Raw genomic sequence first — 19,128 nt, 5'->3', positions numbered from 1 at the left:
GTGAAAAAGACATTAGCGCATATAGCAGAGTGGTTACACATTGAAGAAAAAATTGATGAGAATCCTGTTATTACAGGAGTTTCGATCAATACAAGAACGATTCAACCAGGTGATTTGTTTATCCCATTTCGCGGAGAGCAAGTAAATGGTCATCGATTTGTTCAGGATGCTTTTGCCAAAGGAGCAGCAGCATCCCTTTGGTTGAAAGACGAACCGAATCCACCCCAAAACGTTCCCCTTTTGTTTGTAGAAAGCGGAGAAGGAGCACTTCAGCAAATGGCGAAGGCTTATCGGGCTGAATTGCATTCAGTGTTCATCGGAATTACTGGATCTAATGGTAAAACATCGACTAAAGATTTGGTGGCAGGTATGCTTTCGCCGTATTTCCGCGTGAAAAAGACAGAGGGCAATTTTAATAATGAGCTAGGCTTACCTTTAACAATCCTTTCTCTTGAAGAAGATACGGAGTTTGCAGTGCTTGAAATGGGTATGAGCTCTTTTGGCGAAATTGAATTTTTATCCAATTTGGCAAAGCCAAAATATGTAGTTATTACGAATATTGGCGAAGCGCACATGCAGGATCTCGGCTCTCGTGAAGGTATTGCAAAAGCGAAATTTGAAATTATTGCAGGCCTAGAGGAAACTGGCCAATTATTCTATGATGGAGATGAACCTTTGCTACGTCCGTTTGTTGAAGGAAATCCTCAGATAATGACTAAATCATTTGGTGTTCAGGAACACAATAATCTACGTATTGCTGAAGTGAACTTTACGGAACAAGGAAGCACCTTCCGTGTAGAAGGAGAGTTAAACGAAGAAATGTCTATTCCTGTATTAGGAGAGCATCAAGTGAAAAATACGCTTGCTGCACTATTAATCGGAAAAGAAGTTGGATTAACTTCCGAACAAATGCGTAAAGCGTTAAAACAAATAGTCTTAACTGATATGCGAATGCAAGTAATCGAAGGGAATAATGGGACAGTTTTCATCAATGATGCTTATAATGCGGCTCCGACTTCCATGCGTGCAGCAATTTCGTTCATTGAAAAATCCTCTATAAAGCCAGAAAAATGGTTAGTTTTAGGAGATATGCTCGAGCTTGGTAACAAAGAGCAGCAATACCATGAAGAGATGAGCAAATCGATTTCGAATGAAGTCTTTAATGGAGTTTGTTTATACGGTCCGCGGATGGAATGGCTGTATAACAAGTTGGTAGAACAATTTGCTGACAAACAAATTATTTGGGTTAATGATGACATAGAAAAACTTGTGGCTTTCTTAGCAAATAAAATAAATGATCAATCTATTGTTTTAGTAAAGGGCTCAAGGGGAATGCAGTTAGAAAGAGTAATTGAGCCATTTCAAAAATAATGTGATAGGTGTGGGGACGATGAAAACAGGAGTATTAGGTATTCACGGTTTTACAGGTGGACCATATGAGATACAGCCATTTGTAGACTATTTACAAGCGCATACAAACTGGAACATCGTTGTCCCTACTTTACCTGGTCATGGTGAAACGTTAGAGCTAAAAAATGTAACAGCAGAATCATGGATGATGGCGGCGGAACAGTCGCTTCGCCAGTTACAAAAAGAAGTAGACCGTGTAATTATAGTGGGATTTTCCATGGGTGGTATTATTGGGATGTACTTGGCGAATCGTTATCCAATTCACAAACTTGTATTGTTGAGTGCTGCTGCAAAGTATATATATCCACCCCAACTTCTACAAGATATAAAGGATATAGCTAAAGAGGCAGTTGTTGGTAAGCTTGCAGAAAATACTTTATATAAACAATACAGTTATAAAGTGAAAGGAACTCCTATACCTGCAACATTAGAATTTATCCGTTTAGTACGTATAGTTCAACCTTATTATGATCAAATTACAGTACCAGTCTATATAGTCCAAGGTAAAAAAGATGGTATTGTACCTTATGCCACTGCCCAGTTTATCTACGATGAAATTGGTTCTTTGAAAAAAGAAATAGTCTATTCGGAATTAGGGAAACACCATATTTGCCATAGTGAAGACTGTCAAGATTGGTTTAATACCGCACTCAATTTTTTGAAGGAGGAAGAAGAGGAGGGGAATATTGCAAGTAATTAATTAATAATTATAACAGTTGCTTATTCATTGCAACTGAGTTTGTTGCATGATATACTACGTTTAGAGCAATGGATACATTTTGTGTGGAGACTCTTCAGCGTTTATTGAAGAGTACTTTTTTTTGAACATAACGGTTTGTTGAAGTAGTATGGCACGATCACTCATTAACAGACCGCTCGGCAAAAGACCGGGCTTTCCCTTTATATAAGACCCCTCTGATCTAAAACCACAGAGAATTTTAAGTAACGGAAACGTTCCTCGTATAGGCTCGAATTTGCCGCAATTTCATCTGAAAATGTAACCATTTGTCGAAAAAGGACAAAAAGGAGATTAAAATTTTGACAAACTTTTCAGAATTAAATATTAGCGCTTCTACATTAAAATCCGTACAACGTATGGGGTTTGAAGAAGCAACACCAATCCAAGAAGGTACTATTACACATGCTATGAGTGGACGCGACGTTATCGGTCAAGCACAGACTGGTACAGGTAAAACTGCTGCATTTGGTATCCCAATGATTGAAAAAATCGATATTAAAAACCCAAATATCCAAGCGTTAATCATCGCTCCAACACGTGAACTTGCAATTCAAGTTTCGGAAGAGCTTTATAAATTAGGATATGACAAAAAGGTTCGTCTATTATCAGTATACGGTGGGCAAGAAATTAGCCGTCAAATCCGTGCACTTAAAAACAAACCACAAGTTATCGTAGGTACACCTGGTCGTATTCTTGACCATATTAACCGTCGTACGTTAAAACTTGACCAAGTTCAAACACTTATCTTAGACGAAGCAGATGAAATGCTTAACATGGGATTCATTGAAGATATTAACACAATTTTAGAAAGTGTACCTCCTGAGCGTCAAACATTATTGTTCTCAGCTACAATGCCAGGACCAATTCGTAAAATTGCAGAACGCTTCATGAAAGATCCAGTGGAAGTAAAAATCAAGTCTAAAGAAATGACTGTTGAAAATATTGAACAGTTCTACGTAAAAGCTACTGAACGTGAGAAATTTGATGTTCTTTCAAGAATTTTAAATGTACAACAACCAGAACTTGCGATTATCTTTGGTCGTACAAAACGTAGAGTAGACGAATTAGCACATGCTCTAAGCATTCGTGGATATCTTGCAGAAGGTATTCATGGTGATTTAAGCCAAGCGAAACGTATGTCTGTATTAAAACAATTCAAGGCAGGTAAAATCGATATTCTTGTTGCAACAGATGTAGCGGCACGTGGATTAGATATCTCTGGCGTAACACATGTGTATAACTTTGATATCCCACAAGATCCTGAAAGCTATGTTCACCGTATCGGTCGTACAGGGCGTGCAGGTAAAAGTGGTATCGCAACTACATTCGTAACACCGAGAGAAATGGGTTACTTACGTATCGTTGAGAATACAACGAAAAAACGTATGGAAGCTTTAATCCCTCCAAGCTCTGATGAAGCACTAGTTGGACTTAAACGTGTTGCAGTAGAATCTTTAGCTGAAATTGTAAACAAAAATGATTTAGGCGATTATCGTCCATTAGCACAAGAAATGCTTGAAAAATTTGAAGCAGTAGATGTAATTGCTGCAGCTTTAAAATCAATGACGAAAGAACCGGATGATACTCCGATTTCTCTTTCTGAAGAACGTCCATTACCTTCTCGTGGAGAACGTGGTGGCGGCGGACGCAGTGGCGGCGGTGGTTACAAAGGTAACCGTAGCGGCGGTGGCGGACGTAGTTCATCAGGTGGTCGTAATGGAAGCAGCGATCGCGGACCTCGTTCATCATCAGCTGGCGGTTCACGTCCAAGTTCTGGCGCACGTCGTAGCAGTGGTCCCCGTGACGGCTCTACACAACGTAGCACAAGAACTCGCTCACCACGTAGCGAAAAATAATTTAAGACAAGAACTTATAAAGGGTGAACTTACATTTCGATGTAAGTTCACCCTTTTATCTTTTGGAAGAATTTTTAAATGGAAGTTGCCATTCTCGTACAAGAAAAATGTACTATATTGAAACATTTTATCCTTTGTTTCGTATACAATGATGGAAGAGGGGGTTTCATATGAGACAAGAACCAATCAATCAATTATCAGAAAGTGGATTACGTGTCTGGAGAATTTACGGGTTATTTCAAACGTTAATTGTCCTTTTAGTAGGTATTGGAGTAGGATTTATCAATTATTTTACAGGACAATTAATATGGTTATACATAGTAGATGTAGTAGTGATATTACTCATAGGATATTTATTAATTTATTTGTTCCCCAAAATTAGATGGACTCGTTGGAGATATGAAGTGCGTGAACAAGAAATTGAATTACAGCATGGTTTGTTTATCGTGAAAAGAACTTTAGTGCCAATGGTGAGAGTACAGCATGTTGATACGGAACAGGGACCTATTTTGAGAAAGTATGATCTATCTTCTATTACTATTTCAACTGCTGCGACGAGTCATACTATTCCTGCACTCGTAACTGAGGAAGCGGATGAACTTCGAGGCAGGATTTCTGTACTTGCAAGGGTGGCGGAAGATGATGTCTAAAGAAAAGTTTACTCTACATCCTATTTCAGCGGTTATTAACTTTGTAAAAGTATTAAAAGAAATGATTATTCCATTAGTCGTAGTTATTGCCGTTAATGGATTTGGGGGAGGCTCTGGTAGTTGGACCTCCTATATTATCTATATTATTTATGCCGTACTATTAATCGCAATGTTAGTTAGTGGCATCATTGAATGGAAAAGGTTTCGTTATTGGTTTGAAGAAGAAGAGCTTCGCATCGAATATGGTCTCTTCGTAAAGAAAAAAAGGTATATCCCATTTGAAAGAATCCAAAGTTTAAATTATACAGAGGGCATATTTCATCGACCATTTGGTTTAATAAAGGTGAAAGTAGAAACAGCTGGCGGGGGCGCGACAAAAGAAGCGGATGCTGAATTGACAGCAATTACCAAAGAAGCAGCGGAGCAAATTAAAAAAGAGATGAATCTAGCTAAACATAAAGAATCAACTATATCTGATGGAGATCTTCAACAAGAAGAGGTAGCGAAAGAGCAAAGGAAGCCCTTGTTTCGTATGTCTCGAAAAGATTTATTCATTCTTGCTAGTACATCAGGCGGGGTAGGTGTATTTTTCTCAGGTTTAGCAGTGTTCGTTTCGCAATTCTCGGAATTGATCCCATACGAAACAATTTATAATGAGATTATTATGTTTATCCGTTTTGGAGCTCTACTAATTGCATTATTGGTATTCTTTGCGCTGCTAGTAGCATGGATTGTATCAGTAGCTATTACTTTTATAAATTACTATGAGTTTACTATTTGGGTTGAAAATCAGGAGATTATTATTACTAGGGGATTATTAGAAAAGAAAAAAATTACTATTCCTTTATCTCGCATTCAGGCAGTACGTATAGTGGAAAATCCTTTAAGGCAGCTTACGGGACATGCGACCGTCATCGTGGATAGTGCGGGGGGGTCACTAGCAGAGAAGGATGAGAAAATTAGGTTAATCCCTCTCATTAAAAAGGATAAAATAAACCCGATTCTCGTTCAAATTTTCCCTAACTATGAATTTGAAGCTAACTTTACAAGAGTTCCGAAGCGGTCGAGAAAGTTTTTCTATCGTTTAGATTTTTTATGGATGATTCCAGTTGCAGCATGTGTAAGTTATTTCTTCTTTCCATTTGGACTATTCTCCTTCTTACTATTTCCACTGAGTTTCCTATGGGGAGCATGGCAGCATAAGACGGCTGGATATTGGATGGATGAAAAGCAACTTGTTGTGCAATATCGTCTATTTAGTAGAGTATCTATTTGGATGGAAAAGAAACGTATTCAAGCAATGACAGCTCGAACTACGTATTTTCAAAAAAAATCCAATGTATCTTCTATTATGACTACTATTAAGTCAGGTGTGTCTGGATCATCAACTACTATTCCTCATATTGAAAAAGCTGATGCAGAGAGCTTAATGAAATGGTATGAACCTACTAGGATAGAGCCTATAGATAGAGAGAAGGAACAGCCTTTGTAAGGGCTGTTCTTTTTTTTATGAAGTGTGAGCCCAGGAATAAGATTAATGAAAAAAGAGAGACTAATTGCGACGGCAGTCACAATCAGTCTCTCAAAAAATTAACGGTTAATAAAATAGCTGTAAATCTGTCCAAAGCACTTCGGAAACGATAGAATCTGGTTTTGATCCTTAAACAGATTTAAGCTTACGCTGTCTTTTCTTCCAAGCAGCTATTCGCTTCGGATGGAAGTAAACCATTCCTAGTACAAAACCAGTTATCAGCCCAGCTATGTGAGCAGTAACATTAATCTTCGGTTGCAGGAATGTCATAATTACTCCAATTACAATAATCGGAATAATAATTTGTTTTAGCTGTGGCATGAAATTTCTCGTATAATAAACCAAAGCCCCAAAAGCACCGAATATCCCGTAAATAGCCCCACTTGCTCCAACACTTGTATAATTCCAATCGTGTATTAGGTAGGTAGCGACATTACCAACTAATCCTGCTAGCATATAAATAGTTAGGAAACGAGCCTTACCAGCTAGTTGCTCCAACTCTGGCCCAAATATGTACAACGAGAACATATTGAATAATAAATGAGCAAAGTTTGCATGCAAGAATATCGGAGTTATCAAACGCCAATATTCACCCTCACTAATTAATAAGTTAAAGTGAACACCGTAATTAAATAATTGTGATCCAAATATAGGGACTAAAGTTAACAAATGAATAACAATATTCAATGCAAGCAAAGAAGAAACAACTGGATATAGTTTTATGTATTGTTTAAAATTTTCTGTTCTACTAAACATTATTTCACCTCAATTTATCTACTATTAGTATATCCTGTAAGGAGGATATTTGGAAAGGAGAAACATTCATGATTACTGGAATAGGATTAGATATAACTGAAATAGAAAGAATCCAATCCATTTCTGCTAAAACACGTAAGTTTGAAGAGCGGGTACTTTCCGAAAAAGAAAGAGTTCAATTAAATGAGTTATCCGGGACAAGACGAATCGAATACTTAGCAGGGAGATTTGCAGCCAAAGAAGCATTTTCTAAAGCTCGAGGAACTGGAATAGGGAAAGATTGTAGTTTTCAAGATATTGAAATTTTAAAAGAACCTTCAGGTAAGCCTGTTTTATATTTTAAAGGAATAGAAGTTAATGGATTTGTATCTATAACCCATACAAAAGTTTATGTGGCTGCTCAAGTAATTCTACAATCATAACCGGTCGTCCATCTACATACAATGAATGAACGCAGTGATAATAGAAAGGATGGACTGATTGAAGAGCCGCGTGGCTAAACTATTTTTTTTAATTGTAACAATCTTAGTACTTTCCGCATGTGGAGCCGATTCGAAAGAAGATGTTGTGAAAAAACTTAGTAACAAGTGGGTGGATGCAAAGGGGTATGAGCTCGAAGCAGAGATGAGCATCATGACTGGGGAAGAACCAAGAGTATATGGTGTGGAAGTTTGGCACACTAAACCGGATTTTTACCGAGTACAGGTATCGGATACAAATGCAGAGAATACCCAAATGATCATCCGTAACACAGAAGGTGTATTTGTCGTAACACCAGCGCTGAACAAAACGTATAAGTTCCAAAGTAAATGGCCAACTGAAAATAGCCAAGCATATTTAATCGGTTCACTAGCCAACGACATAAAAAAAGATAAAACGGCAACCTTCAAAGAAGAAGGTGACAAATATGTCTTTGAAACAAAAACTAGTAACAACCATAAAACTATGCTGCCAACTCAAAAGATTTACATCAATAAAAAGACATTACTACCAACAGATGTTTCTATCATGAATGAAAACAAAGAAGAGCAAATTCATATTACATTTAAAAAAGTATCGCTAGGAAAAACACATGCAGCAGCAGAATATAAAATAGAGCAAACGCCTACAGGTAAAGCTGAAGGCACGGAAGAAACCGTAGAGACATCGGCAGAGATTGATAATGCTGAAATGGAAACTTATTATCCAATGTTAAAATGGGATCAAGTGCACAATATTGACGAAAAAGTGGTGGAAGTCGACGGAGAAAAAAGAGTTATTTTAACATATAGTGGAGACAAAGAGTTTACGATAATTCAACATCGAAGCGAACCGGGGGACTCCTCTATTATTCCTGTATTCTCACCTGGAGATCCGGTTGATCTAGGAGTTGCAATAGGTGCAATTACTGACCAGTCTCTTTCTTGGGAGCAAGATGGTATGTCATTCTTTATTGCATCCTCTACATTGACGAAAGAAGAAATGATTGAAGTTGCCGCATCTATGACAACTAGTGGTTTAAAGTAATTAGGGTTGACTACTTCAGTACACTAGTAGGATAATCGGTTTAAACTGATTAAAAGAGGGAACTATATGTCTCAACAGCTATACCGACCTACATTCATCAAAGTAAACTTACAAGCTATACAAAATAATATTAAACGGCTCATGGAAATACTTCCAGAACATACTGCCGTGATTGCTGTAGTTAAAGCGAATGGCTACGGTCATGGAGATATTGAAGTTGCGCAAGCAGCATTAAAAGCAGGAGCCAATCTTTTGGCGGTTGCCACGCCAGAAGAAGCATTACATTTAAGGGAAGCGGGTATTGAAGCGGAAATACTTCTAATAGGTACATCTCCGCTCTCTTTTTTAGAGGAAGCTTCTAAACAAAACATTACACTTACAGCATATTCATATGAGTGGTTACTTGCTACTAAGGATCTTCAAATTCCTTTAAAGCTTCATATAAAAATCGATAGTGGAATGGGTAGAATTGGTTTTACAGAAGTGACAGAGCTACAGCAGGCACTAGCCTTTATAAGCAAAAGAGATTGGTTGCAAATTACGGGCGTTTTTACTCATTTTGCAACTGCTGATGAAGAGGAGCAAACACTATTCCGAAAACAAGTTTCCAGATTCGAACAATTATTAAATGTATTTGAGCAAAGACCCGCAATGGTTCATACTTCTAATAGTGCAGCGGCTTTACTATACCCTGACCAACACTGGAATGCGGTGCGTTTTGGTATATCTATGTATGGAATAGCGCCGTCTTCTTGGGTTAATGGAGAACTTCCGTTTCCCTTAGAAAAAGCTCTTTCGTTACACACTGAGGTTGCACATGTTAAAAAGGTAACGAAGGGTTCTACCATTGGTTACGGAGCTACATATGTAGCTCCAACAAATGAGTGGATTGCAACAATTCCGATTGGTTATGCAGATGGGCTATTAAGGAAACTTCATAACCAGTCTGTTTTGATAAAAGGTAAAAAGATGCCAATCGTCGGGAAAATTTGTATGGATCAATGCATGATTCGGCTCGATGAAAAAGTAGAGGTTGGCGAAAAAGTTACATTACTAGGTTTACAGGAAAATGAAGAGATTCTAATAGAAGAATGGGCGGAAGCATTGGAAACTATCCCTTATGAAGTTTGCTGCACTTTCTCGAACAGAATCCCTAGAATATATAGCAAGTAGATTTTCGACAAAACTTAAAGTTATATGCATAAATTGTCTAACCATTTCTCTTAATGTCTTTTATTTAAGCTATAGAAATGGTAAGATGAAGTATATTGTCATATAGGGAAATGTTTTGTCGGAGGTGTTTGCTGTGGTAAGTGATAAAAAGAAAAAGGAAGCGATCATTCAGCTTCCAAATCAATTGGTTAATGAAGGAGTAAAAACCGTAAAACAATCATTAACTGGCGTAGAAAGTTTCGTTCGTGTCCAAGCAAATGAATATGTAAAAAATGGTCAGGCAAATCTTATAAGAGAAGCGATGAAGAAAGGCTATGTTGAGATGTCTCATATAAATCTATCCATTTGCACGGAGTGTTTACATGCAGAGTATGAAGCTCAACATACGACAGAGCGACTCGTAAGTGGAGGATGAAAATTTGATCGTAAAACGTGGAGACGTTTTTTTTGCGGATTTATCACCAGTAATCGGGTCTGAGCAAGGTGGAACCAGACCCGTTTTGGTGATACAAAATGATATCGGTAATAGATTCAGTCCAACTGTCATCGTGGCAGCTATCACAGCTCAAATTCAAAAGGCAAAGTTACCAACACATGTAGAAATAAATGCAAAAGAATATGATTTTGAACGAGATTCCGTTATTTTGTTGGAGCAGTTAAGAACAATTGATAAATCCAGACTTACGGATAAAATCACCCACCTAGATGAAGACGTGATGGAAGACGTAGATCATGCATTAGGGATTAGCTTAGGGATTGTTAAATTTTAATACATAGTAAAAACACAATGTGGAACCGACAAAAACACATTGTGTTTTTTAATAGGAATTTTTTTAACAAAGTTAGAGTTGAAGGTAAAACTAATTCACTTTACTTGGTTTGCAAAATATTATATTACAGGGTAGTGTCACTAATCAGGTAAAACATGGACAAGTGTAAAAGATGTAATGTTAGATGAAATTCTGTACAATATAATTACTAATATTCAACGAGGAGATGTATGTAAAACAATGAATAGCAGAATTGCTTCGTATATTCACGATAATATTGATGAAATTTTAGAAAAGTGGAGAATAAAAATGGAGGAAGAGAAGGATGATCGTTTCTTCCAGATTATGTCTAATAGAATAGTGGATAATACAGTTCGTGAATTCGGAGAGTTAATGATTTCAAGTCTAACGGAAGACCGCGATACATATACGGCCAAGTTAAATGATTTTTCCGTTCAAATTGTACATTATGGATGGTCAATCTCATTTGTTTTAAAAGCCTTAACCAATTTCACAGAAATTATCTATGAAAAAATGGACGATGTAGAGAACTTAGATGAAGGTAATTTCCAATCCTATAGAGAAATATTAAATAATTGGATTATTCCTTTGAATCACAGCATTGTAGATGCCTATTCGGTAGTGTGGGAAAAAACGGTGAGTCTACAAAAGATTGCTCTACAAGAACTGTCTGCTTCCTTAATACCTGTCTTCGAAAAAATTTCCGTAATGCCTCTAGTAGGTACAATTGATACGGAACGAGCAAAGCTAATAATGGAAAATCTTCTACAGGGAGTTGTAAAGCATCGTGCAGAAGTTGTGTTGCTAGACATTACAGGCGTCCCAGTAGTAGATACGATGGTTGCGCATCATATTATTCAAGCAGCAGATGCCGTCCGATTAGTCGGAGCTAAATGTATGCTAGTCGGAATCCGTCCGGAAATTGCGCAAACTATTGTTACACTAGGTATAAACTTAAATGATTTTACAACAACAAGTACTTTACAAAAAGGCGTTGAACAAGCCCTGGCTTTAACAAATCGAGCAATAGTAGAGGTGGAAGCATAATGATGACAAGAATACCTATTTTAAAATTGAGAGATTGTTTAATCGTTTCCATTCAGTGGGAGTTAGATGATCAAACTGCTCTTTCTTTTCAAGAAGATTTACTTGATAAGCTTCATACAACATCTGCAAGAGGAGTAGTGCTTGATCTTACACCAATAGATTTTATAGACTCATTCATCGCAAAAGTATTGGGAGATGTAATCAGTATGTCGGGTCTAATGGGTGCGAAGGTAGTAATTACAGGTATTCAACCTGCGGTAGCTATTACTCTCATAGAATTAGGCATTAGACTCGAAAATGTAGTTACGGCCCTAGACTTAGAAAATGGATTGGAAAAATTAGAACGAGAATTGGAGGACTAGTCCATGAACTTAAGGTCTTCTGTTGATATAATAACTGAGTGGGATATCGTTGCTGCAAGGCAACTTGGTAGAAATGAAGCGAAGGATGTAGGCTTCGGTACAGTTGACCAAGCAAGAATCACAACAGCGATTAGTGAACTCGCTCGGAATATATACTTATATGCTGGTAAAGGTAAAATAGAAATTAGACAAATTACTGATGGCAACCTAAAAGGTCTGCTTGTCATTGCATCTGATAAAGGACCAGGAATTGCAGATGTTCGTAAAGTCATGGAAGATGGATATACGACATCAGGTGGTTTAGGTGCCGGCCTTCCAGGAGTAAAGCGACTAATGGACGATTTCAAAATTGAAACTGTCCTAGGAGAAGGTACCACTATTAGTGCATCTAAGTTATTAAGATAGGAGGTAATTCAAAGTATGCCTCAAGAATTTAAGAGACAATACAGAGAGATTTTAGAGCAATATACACAAAGACAAACAGAACATAATTTGTATGAAGGTCAAAACTTCAGTAGACAACTTATCCAAAAGAATATTTCTCCAGAGGAAGTTATAAGTATACATAAGGCTTCTTTAGAAGAGCTTATGCCTGAATTGCCAAATAATGTTTGGCATTCTTTTGATTTATTAATAGAAGTGATGATTAGATATGGACTTGCACTAAAAGAACACCAGACCCTAATTAAAAAACAGGAAAACTTTAGAATGGAAATGGAGCTGGCTTCTAATGTTCAACAAACGTTGTTGAAAACTAAAGTGCCAGAGATGAACAGTTTAGATATAGGGATGATCTCTGTTCCTGCAAAAGAAATGAATGGGGATTACACGCATTTTCTAAATGATGATACTACAGTAGGTATTGCCGTTGCAGATGTAATCGGTAAAGGGATTCCAGCTGCCCTATGCATGTCCATGATTAAGTATGGGATGGATAGTTTAAATGGAGCAGAAACTGAACCCATTGTTGTACTAGATGTCATCAATCGAATTGTTGAGAAAAGTGTAAGTGATTCGATGTTCATCTCCATGTTTTATGGAACTTATGATACTTCTACAAGTGTATTTACATATGCCTCTGCAGGACATGAGCCACCTTTATTTTATTGTGCTAAGTCTAATAGTTTTTCAGAACTACAAGCAAAGGGATTATTGTTAGGGGTAATTCCCAATGTTAAATACGAACAACACTCTATTTCTTTAGGAAAAGACGATTTTGTCGTTATGATGACTGATGGTGTAACTGAATGCCGTTCAAAAGAGGGATTCATTGACCAAAAAACCGTGATGGATATTATTGAAAGCGTAAGAGATCAATCTGCTCAAGATATGGTGGAATATGTGTTTCACAAGCTTGAGGAATTACAGGAGTTTGAACAACGAGATGATTTCACACTCGTTATTTTCAAAAAGAAGTAATTTGAGGTTTATTAATAACTGCTTTGTGGTATAGAGACTATAGACAATAGATAATGGACTATATATAGCGAAAACGGGGGAATAAAAATGAATATTTCAGTTGAATTACAAACGATAGCTGAATTGCATATTAAAGGATTAATTGGTGGTGAAATCGATGCTTTTACAGCGCCGATTTTAAGAGAGAAACTTGCAGAGGTAACCTTACAGGATAATATACATGTTGAATTGAATTTACAAGATGTTTCCTATATGGATAGTACGGGACTAGGTGTTTTTGTGGGCTTTTATAAGAGCGTCATAGCTGCAAATGGTCATATGGAGTTAACGGGACTTTCATCTAGATTGAAGCGCTTATTTGATATTACTGGTTTAGTGGAAATTATGGATATACAGGCTAGAGATGAAGAGGTGAAAATAGATGAAACCGTTTGATTATGTTGAAATTCGGGTGCCTGCAAAGCCTCAATATGTTAGCGTTGCTCGCCTCACAATTTCTGGTTTGGCCAATCGTATCGGATTTACGTATGATGATATCGAAGACTTAAAAATAGCTGCAAGTGAAGCGATTACAAATGCAGTCCAACATGCATATGCGGATAATGAGGAAGGCGAAGTGGTTATTGGCTGTGCATTATACGATGAAAAAATAGAAATTATGGTAGCGGATCATGGTAAAAGTTTTGACTTTGAAGAAACGAAAGCAAAAGTCGGCCCTTATCATGATTTAGAGGAAGGATCTTTCTTGAGAGAAGGAGGTCTTGGTTTATATTTGATCGAGACATTAATGGATGAGGTTAAAGTACATCACCAAGAAGGCGTTACTGTATTTATGACGAAACATGTCAGAGTAGAGCAGGTGGATGAAAATGTCGAACACGTCCCTTCCTAATAAAGAATCGAAAGAGAAAATATTGGGATGGATCAAAGAATATCAAGAGACAGAAAGTGAAGAGGCACAAACTAACTTAGTACTGAATTACACTAGGTTGGTAGAATCCATTGCTCGAAAATATTCTAATGGTAAATCGCATCATGAGGATATCGCCCAAGTCGGCATGCTTGGTCTTCTTGGAGCTATCCGAAGATATGATCCATCATTCGGAAAAAACTTTGAAGCTTTTGCTATCCCTACCATTATCGGAGAGATAAAACGCTTTTTAAGAGATAAAACTTGGGCTGTACATGTTCCAAGAAGGATAAAAGAACTTGGACCACGAATCCGAGTAGCAGTGGAAACACTAACAGTGGAATTCCAACGTTCTCCTATTATTCCGGAAATCGCTGATTTTCTAGGTGTTGAAGTAGAAGACGTGCTTGAGGCCATGGAAATGGGTAAAAGTTATCAGGCATTATCTATGGATCATTCACTTGAATCTGACTCAGACGGTAGTACCATTACGTTATTTGATGTTATTGGTAAAGCAGATGGCGAATACGAGAAAACAGATCAACGCTTACTTGTTGCTAATGCATTAAATGTATTATCAGATCGAGAGAAAGAAATCATTCAACTTACATACATGGAGCAGCTTAGTCAAAAAGAAACAGGAGATCGTCTAGGTATATCCCAAATGCATGTATCTAGGATTCAACGAAAGGCTATAAAGAAATTACAGGAGGCCATTTTATTGTCAGGTGAAGTAGTTAAATGATGAATTTTTCAGATGACAAAGTAGATTTGTTTGTATACCAAGAAGCCAAAAGTGGAAATCTAGAATCTGGAGATACTTATTATATTACAAAGACAGATGAGTTTATGCTTTGTGCTATAGCAGATGGGTTGGGAAATGGACCTGTGGCTAAAGAGTCTGCAGATATTATCCCGAAGATTCTAGAGGAATATAAAGAAGAAACATTAGATGAATTACTACTACGTTGCAACGAGTTAATGGTTAGTAAGAGAGGTGCAGCAGTAGCGATAGTTAAAATAGATTATAAACATCAAACTATATCCTATAGCTGTGTTGGTAATGTGAAGTTTTATATGTATAAACGCTCTACCGATAAAATGATTTATCCTCTACCCGTTATGGGCTACTTATCAGGCAGAAAGCAAAAGATTAATACCCAAACATATGCCTGTGAAAAAAATGATTTGTTCATGCTTCACTCAGACGGGGTTGTGATGAAAAGTCCGAAATCCACTATAAAAAATGCCTCGAATGCGGAATGTCTCTATGAAACGATTTTTAAAGAAATTGAACATGGCGACGACTCAACGTTTATAGTAGGAAGCTTACTCTAATATAGGGTAAGCTTTTTTGTTTGGCTTTTTCTAGAAGGTAACAAATATGATAAACTGAGTACTATAAAGAAAGGACGTGTTCATATTGGAAATAAAGAAAATGCTCCAACTTGTTTCAAAAGATACAGGTGTTAAATCATCACAAGCTGAACAAGTTATAAAATTACTAGAAGAGGGAAATACCGTTCCTTTTATAGCACGATATAGAAAAGAACAAACAGGCTCTTTAGATGAAGTCCAAATTAAAGCCGTTGAAGATCGGTATAATTACATACAGCAGTTGGAACAAAGAAAAGAAGAGATCCTTCGCTTAATTGAAGAGCAAGGTAAACTAACCGAAGAGTTAACTGTTTCTATTAATAATGCGACGGTATTGCAACGATTAGAAGATTTATATCGACCATATAAGCAAAAACGTAGAACAAAGGCTACTATTGCAAAGGAAAAAGGATTAGAACCTTTGGCGGCTCTCATCATGACTTTCCCTAAAGAATCCATTTCTAAGTTAGCAGAAGGTTATTTAAATGAAGAACTAGAAGTTCTTTCAGTAGAGGATGCATTACTTGGAGCTAGAGATATCCTAGCTGAGCAATTCGCTGATGATGCGAAAATAAGAGAGCAAATCCGTAATATTACCCGTGCGGACGGTAAAATTATTACATCGGTCAAAAAGGCAGAGCTAGATGAAAAGAATGTGTTTGAAATGTATTATGAGTACGAAGAACCTGTAAAAAAGATAGTTCCTCATCGTATATTAGCGGTAAACCGAGGGGAAAAAGAAGATATCTTAAAAGTTGCTCTTCAAGTTCCTATGGAGAAAGCAGCTAATGTGATGAAAACACATTGGATTAAACCATCCTCTAGTGATGCAGTGGAACAAATTGAATTGGCGGTAGAAGACTCATACAAACGACTAATCCAGCCTTCTGTTGAACGAGAGATTCGAGCAGAGCTTACAGAAAAAGCGGAAGCCCAGGCTATTCACATATTCTCTGAAAACCTAAGGAACCTACTATTGCAACAACCATTAAAGGGAAAAGTAATTCTAGGTGTCGATCCAGCTTATCGTACTGGGTGTAAATTAGCGGTTGTAGATGATACAGGAAAACTGCTAGAAGTATCGGCTATTTATCCACATGCGCCTAAAATGGATTTGGAGGGTTCCAAGAAAAAAGTACTTGCTTACTTAAAAAACTATCCTATTTCTTTAATAGCTATCGGAAATGGTACCGCTTCTCGCGAAACAGAACAATTCATTGTGGACTGTTTGAAAGAGGTAGAGGGCGAGGTAGCATATGTAATAGTAAATGAAGCGGGTGCCAGTGTGTATTCAGCATCTGAAACAGCACGTAATGAGTTTCCTGACTTACAAGTAGAGCAGAGAAGTGCGGTATCTATTGCAAGAAGATTGCAGGATCCTTTGGCGGAATTAGTGAAGATAGATCCAAAAGCGGTAGGAGTAGGACAATACCAACATGACGTTTCGCAAAAGAAATTATCCGATTCCTTATCCTTTATAGTAGAAACTGCGGTTAACCAAGTTGGCGTAAATGTAAATACTGCATCTGCTTCCCTTTTACAATACGTCTCAGGGTTGTCAAAAACAGTTGCAGAAAACGTGGTGAATATGAGAAACGAGCAAGGGAGGTTTACTTCGCGAGCACAACTTAAGAAAATCCCACGCCTTGGAGCCAAAACTTATGAACAAGCAATTGGGTTTTTACGCGTACCAGATGCAAAAAATCCGTTTGATGCAACAGGAATCCACCCTGAAAGTTATAAGGGAGCGGAGCAGGTACTGGAAATTGCAGGACTTAAGAAGACGCAAATAGGCACAAAAGAAGCAGAAGAGGCATTAAAGAAAATTTCTATAGAAGAAGTAAGTAGAGAGTTAGAAATAGGGGAGATCACATTAAAGGATATTGTAGATACATTGATCAAACCAGCGCGTGACCCTCGTGAAGCATTCCCGCAGCCAATCCTGAAAAAAGATGTACTCAAATTAGAGGACTTAAAAACAGGAATGGAGTTACAAGGAACAGTAAGAAATGTAGTAGACTTCGGTGCATTTGTAGATATTGGTGTAAAACAAGATGGCCTAGTTCATATTTCTAAACTAAAAAAAGGCTTTGTCAAACATCCCTTAGATGTTGTCTCCCTTGGAGATATAGTTACTGTCTGGGTAGAACAGTTTGATGCCAACAAAGGAAGGATTGCATTAACGATGCTTCCTCCAGAACAACAAGTGTAAAGAATAGAGTTGTCCAATGGAGATATGCCACTGGACAACCTCTTTTTAAATAGGGGGGAGATAATATGTCTGATGAAAAATTACACGAACTAGTAAGTCATGTATCAAACGAAGTCTTTGGGAAACAATTTCAACATAAAGCATATTTCAACAAAAGACTTAGAACAACTGGTGGAAGGTATATGTTGAGATCGCACAATATAGAAGTGAATCCGCTAGTTTTCGAAAAGTACGGAATGGATGAATTGCTAGGCGTGATCAAACATGAGCTTTGTCATTATCACTTACATATAGAAGGAAAAGGCTATCAGCATAGAGATACTGACTTTAGGGAGTTACTTAAAATAACAAACTCACCTAGATTCTGTTCTACTTTAGTGGAGAGAAATGTCCGGAAAAGTAAAAAGAGATATACATATAAATGTGTAAAATGCTCTCTTTCATATAATCGGAAAATTCGTTTAAATACTAGGAAATACCGTTGTGGCAAGTGTTTTGGAGACCTAATGTTAGTTTCTTTTGAAAATCTTAAATAAATTATCAAAAAGTAGTTGACGTTTTGCAAAACCCTCTCTATAATAGAAAAAGTCGAGTAAAACAAAACGACAAAAGTTATTCCGAAGTAGCTCAGTGGTAGAGCAATCGACTGTTAATCGATTGGTCGTAGGTTCGAGTCCTACCTTCGGAGCCATTATGGCCCCTTGGTCAAGCGGTTAAGACACCGCCCTTTCACGGCGGTAACACGGGTTCGAATCCCGTAGGGGTCATTACCATTTGTATTTATTACTTTGTATTTTCAACGGTCCCGTGGTGTAGCGGTTAACATGCCTGCCTGTCACGCAGGAGATCGCCGGTTCGATCCCGGTCGGGACCGCCATGTTGGGGTATAGCCAAGCGGTAAGGCAATGGATTTTGATTCCATCATGCCCTGGTTCGAATCCAGGTACCCCAGCCATTTTTGAGCCATTAGCTCAGTTGGTAGAGCATCTGACTTTTAATCAGAGGGTCGTAGGTTCGAATCCTACATGGCTCATCAAATTGTTGTTGACATTTAAGGTGTTCGAGAGTATAATCAACCTTGTTCTGTTAAGTACTAAGCGGTCGTGGCGGAACGGCAGACGCGCTAGGTTGAGGGCCTAGTGGGGGATAACCCCGTGGAGGTTCAAGTCCTCTCGGCCGCACCAGTCACATAACAATTTAACAAAAATTAATGCGGGTGTAGTTTAGTGGTAAAACCTCAGCCTTCCAAGCTGATGATGAGAGTTCGATTCTCTTCACCCGCTCCATTATTTAATATCATTGAATATTGAACATTGAAAACTGAACATGCAAAACGTTAAGAAACATAGCTTTCAACTAACTTAGTTAGTATGATAGCAAAACAATTTT

The 19,128-nt window shown here is 37.6% G+C and carries 21 protein-coding genes and 7 tRNA genes; 27 read left to right on the top strand and 1 reads right to left on the bottom strand.

All coding sequences use genetic code 11. The annotated features are described in order from the left end of the window. The 5 genes from MKX39_RS16505 to MKX39_RS16485 all read left to right on the top strand — a co-directional run bounded on the left by MKX39_RS16505 (position 1) and on the right by MKX39_RS16485 (position 6,147). Entirely contained in the window at positions 1-1,371 is a 1,371-nt protein-coding gene (locus tag MKX39_RS16505) for a UDP-N-acetylmuramoyl-tripeptide--D-alanyl-D-alanine ligase (protein WP_340770550.1), read from the top strand. 19 nt (positions 1,372-1,390) lie between these two features. Continuing rightward, positions 1,391-2,110, top strand: a complete 720-nt coding sequence (locus MKX39_RS16500) for an alpha/beta hydrolase (protein WP_340770547.1) — start codon at positions 1,391-1,393, stop codon at positions 2,108-2,110. Between the two features lie 338 nt (positions 2,111-2,448). Then, complete coding sequence (locus MKX39_RS16495) at positions 2,449-4,005, top strand: DEAD/DEAH box helicase (RefSeq protein ID WP_340770545.1); 1,557 nt, start codon at positions 2,449-2,451, stop codon at positions 4,003-4,005. A 170-nt stretch (positions 4,006-4,175) separates the two neighbouring features. Then, the gene (locus MKX39_RS16490; protein WP_340770544.1) at positions 4,176-4,655 is read left to right on the top strand and encodes a PH domain-containing protein; all 480 of its coding nucleotides are present in this window, start codon (positions 4,176-4,178) and stop codon (positions 4,653-4,655) included. Continuing rightward, positions 4,645-6,147 (top strand): PH domain-containing protein, encoded by a 1,503-nt coding sequence (locus MKX39_RS16485; RefSeq protein ID WP_340770542.1) that lies wholly within the window; start codon positions 4,645-4,647, stop codon positions 6,145-6,147. Before MKX39_RS16490 ends, MKX39_RS16485 begins: the two co-directional genes overlap by 11 nt. A gap of 168 nt (positions 6,148-6,315) precedes the next feature. Here the strand turns inward: MKX39_RS16485 and MKX39_RS16480 are convergent, their stop codons facing one another. Further along, positions 6,316-6,942: a rhomboid family intramembrane serine protease gene (locus MKX39_RS16480; protein WP_340763641.1), complete on the bottom strand. Its 627-nt coding sequence runs from the start codon at positions 6,940-6,942 to the stop codon at positions 6,316-6,318. A gap of 68 nt (positions 6,943-7,010) precedes the next feature. Here MKX39_RS16480 and acpS point away from each other — a divergent pair, with 68 nt between their 5' ends. From acpS to MKX39_RS16370, 22 genes are all read left to right on the top strand, one after another. Then, positions 7,011-7,364, top strand: coding sequence for a holo-ACP synthase (acpS, locus tag MKX39_RS16475; RefSeq protein ID WP_093537572.1), 354 nt, complete (start codon positions 7,011-7,013; stop codon positions 7,362-7,364). A 58-nt stretch (positions 7,365-7,422) separates the two neighbouring features. Continuing rightward, positions 7,423-8,448, top strand: a complete 1,026-nt coding sequence (locus tag MKX39_RS16470) for a LolA family protein (protein WP_340763639.1) — start codon at positions 7,423-7,425, stop codon at positions 8,446-8,448. Between the two features lie 66 nt (positions 8,449-8,514). After that, complete coding sequence (alr, locus tag MKX39_RS16465; protein WP_340770537.1) at positions 8,515-9,621, top strand: alanine racemase; 1,107 nt, start codon at positions 8,515-8,517, stop codon at positions 9,619-9,621. A 133-nt stretch (positions 9,622-9,754) separates the two neighbouring features. Beyond that, positions 9,755-10,036 carry a transcriptional regulator gene (locus tag MKX39_RS16460; RefSeq protein WP_245762718.1) on the top strand — a complete coding sequence of 94 codons (282 nt, stop codon included), beginning with the start codon at positions 9,755-9,757 and terminating at the stop codon, positions 10,034-10,036. Between the two features lie 4 nt (positions 10,037-10,040). Next, entirely contained in the window at positions 10,041-10,391 is a 351-nt protein-coding gene (locus tag MKX39_RS16455) for a type II toxin-antitoxin system PemK/MazF family toxin (protein ID WP_093537576.1), read from the top strand. A gap of 240 nt (positions 10,392-10,631) precedes the next feature. Next, entirely contained in the window at positions 10,632-11,459 is an 828-nt protein-coding gene (locus tag MKX39_RS16450) for an STAS domain-containing protein (RefSeq protein WP_340764572.1), read from the top strand. Beyond that, complete coding sequence (locus MKX39_RS16445) at positions 11,459-11,821, top strand: STAS domain-containing protein (RefSeq protein WP_093537578.1); 363 nt, start codon at positions 11,459-11,461, stop codon at positions 11,819-11,821. Before MKX39_RS16450 ends, MKX39_RS16445 begins: the two co-directional genes overlap by 1 nt. 3 nt (positions 11,822-11,824) lie before the next feature. Beyond that, entirely contained in the window at positions 11,825-12,226 is a 402-nt protein-coding gene (locus tag MKX39_RS16440) for an anti-sigma regulatory factor (RefSeq protein WP_093537579.1), read from the top strand. Between the two features lie 15 nt (positions 12,227-12,241). Next, positions 12,242-13,240: a PP2C family protein-serine/threonine phosphatase gene (locus MKX39_RS16435; protein ID WP_093537580.1), complete on the top strand. Its 999-nt coding sequence runs from the start codon at positions 12,242-12,244 to the stop codon at positions 13,238-13,240. Positions 13,241-13,327: 87 nt separating this feature from the next. Continuing rightward, positions 13,328-13,675, top strand: coding sequence for an anti-sigma factor antagonist (locus tag MKX39_RS16430; RefSeq protein ID WP_093537581.1), 348 nt, complete (start codon positions 13,328-13,330; stop codon positions 13,673-13,675). After that, on the top strand, positions 13,662-14,132 hold the full coding sequence (gene rsbW / locus MKX39_RS16425) for an anti-sigma B factor RsbW (protein WP_093537582.1): 471 nt from the start codon (positions 13,662-13,664) through the stop codon (positions 14,130-14,132). Before MKX39_RS16430 ends, rsbW begins: the two co-directional genes overlap by 14 nt. Continuing rightward, on the top strand, positions 14,110-14,895 hold the full coding sequence (sigB, locus tag MKX39_RS16420; RefSeq protein ID WP_093537583.1) for an RNA polymerase sigma factor SigB: 786 nt from the start codon (positions 14,110-14,112) through the stop codon (positions 14,893-14,895). The genes rsbW and sigB overlap by 23 nt, the downstream gene beginning before the upstream one ends. Beyond that, positions 14,892-15,488, top strand: a complete 597-nt coding sequence (locus MKX39_RS16415) for a PP2C family serine/threonine-protein phosphatase (RefSeq protein ID WP_093537584.1) — start codon at positions 14,892-14,894, stop codon at positions 15,486-15,488. Before sigB ends, MKX39_RS16415 begins: the two co-directional genes overlap by 4 nt. A gap of 85 nt (positions 15,489-15,573) precedes the next feature. Beyond that, positions 15,574-17,739, top strand: coding sequence for a Tex family protein (locus MKX39_RS16410; RefSeq protein ID WP_340770535.1), 2,166 nt, complete (start codon positions 15,574-15,576; stop codon positions 17,737-17,739). Positions 17,740-17,804: 65 nt separating this feature from the next. Continuing rightward, a complete protein-coding gene (locus MKX39_RS16405; RefSeq protein WP_340770533.1) occupies positions 17,805-18,275 on the top strand; it encodes a SprT family protein in 471 nt (156 codons plus the stop codon). Between the two features lie 80 nt (positions 18,276-18,355). Beyond that, a tRNA-Asn gene (locus MKX39_RS16400) sits at positions 18,356-18,430 on the top strand. A 4-nt stretch (positions 18,431-18,434) separates the two neighbouring features. Further along, positions 18,435-18,506: transfer RNA gene (locus MKX39_RS16395), tRNA-Glu, on the top strand. A gap of 34 nt (positions 18,507-18,540) precedes the next feature. Then, a tRNA-Asp gene (locus MKX39_RS16390) sits at positions 18,541-18,616 on the top strand. 3 nt (positions 18,617-18,619) lie between these two features. Next, positions 18,620-18,694 (top strand) — tRNA-Gln (locus MKX39_RS16385). Between the two features lie 5 nt (positions 18,695-18,699). Then, positions 18,700-18,772, top strand: a tRNA-Lys gene (locus MKX39_RS16380). A 64-nt stretch (positions 18,773-18,836) separates the two neighbouring features. Continuing rightward, positions 18,837-18,923, top strand: a tRNA-Leu gene (locus MKX39_RS16375). A gap of 28 nt (positions 18,924-18,951) precedes the next feature. Then, positions 18,952-19,025, top strand: a tRNA-Gly gene (locus tag MKX39_RS16370). The last annotated feature ends 103 nt before the right edge of the window (positions 19,026-19,128 follow it).

It is taken from the genome of Psychrobacillus sp. FSL K6-1464, assembly GCF_038003145.1.
Classification (GTDB): Bacteria; Bacillota; Bacilli; order Bacillales_A; family Planococcaceae; genus Psychrobacillus; species Psychrobacillus psychrotolerans.
This window is presented reverse-complemented; position numbering and strand designations above follow the sequence as displayed.

Coding starts and splice junctions, on each gene's coding strand:
- MKX39_RS16500 (WP_340770547.1), top strand. CDS start 1,391: ATGAAAACAGGAGTATTAGGTATTCACGGTTTTACAGGTGGACCATAT.
- MKX39_RS16490 (WP_340770544.1), top strand. CDS start 4,176: ATGAGACAAGAACCAATCAATCAATTATCAGAAAGTGGATTACGTGTC.
- MKX39_RS16485 (WP_340770542.1), top strand. CDS start 4,645: ATGATGTCTAAAGAAAAGTTTACTCTACATCCTATTTCAGCGGTTATT.
- MKX39_RS16480 (WP_340763641.1), bottom strand. CDS start 6,942: ATGTTTAGTAGAACAGAAAATTTTAAACAATACATAAAACTATATCCA.
- acpS (WP_093537572.1), top strand. CDS start 7,011: ATGATTACTGGAATAGGATTAGATATAACTGAAATAGAAAGAATCCAA.
- alr (WP_340770537.1), top strand. CDS start 8,515: ATGTCTCAACAGCTATACCGACCTACATTCATCAAAGTAAACTTACAA.
- MKX39_RS16450 (WP_340764572.1), top strand. CDS start 10,632: ATGAATAGCAGAATTGCTTCGTATATTCACGATAATATTGATGAAATT.
- MKX39_RS16445 (WP_093537578.1), top strand. CDS start 11,459: ATGATGACAAGAATACCTATTTTAAAATTGAGAGATTGTTTAATCGTT.
- MKX39_RS16440 (WP_093537579.1), top strand. CDS start 11,825: ATGAACTTAAGGTCTTCTGTTGATATAATAACTGAGTGGGATATCGTT.
- MKX39_RS16435 (WP_093537580.1), top strand. CDS start 12,242: ATGCCTCAAGAATTTAAGAGACAATACAGAGAGATTTTAGAGCAATAT.
- MKX39_RS16430 (WP_093537581.1), top strand. CDS start 13,328: ATGAATATTTCAGTTGAATTACAAACGATAGCTGAATTGCATATTAAA.
- rsbW (WP_093537582.1), top strand. CDS start 13,662: ATGAAACCGTTTGATTATGTTGAAATTCGGGTGCCTGCAAAGCCTCAA.
- sigB (WP_093537583.1), top strand. CDS start 14,110: ATGTCGAACACGTCCCTTCCTAATAAAGAATCGAAAGAGAAAATATTG.
- MKX39_RS16415 (WP_093537584.1), top strand. CDS start 14,892: ATGATGAATTTTTCAGATGACAAAGTAGATTTGTTTGTATACCAAGAA.
- MKX39_RS16405 (WP_340770533.1), top strand. CDS start 17,805: ATGTCTGATGAAAAATTACACGAACTAGTAAGTCATGTATCAAACGAA.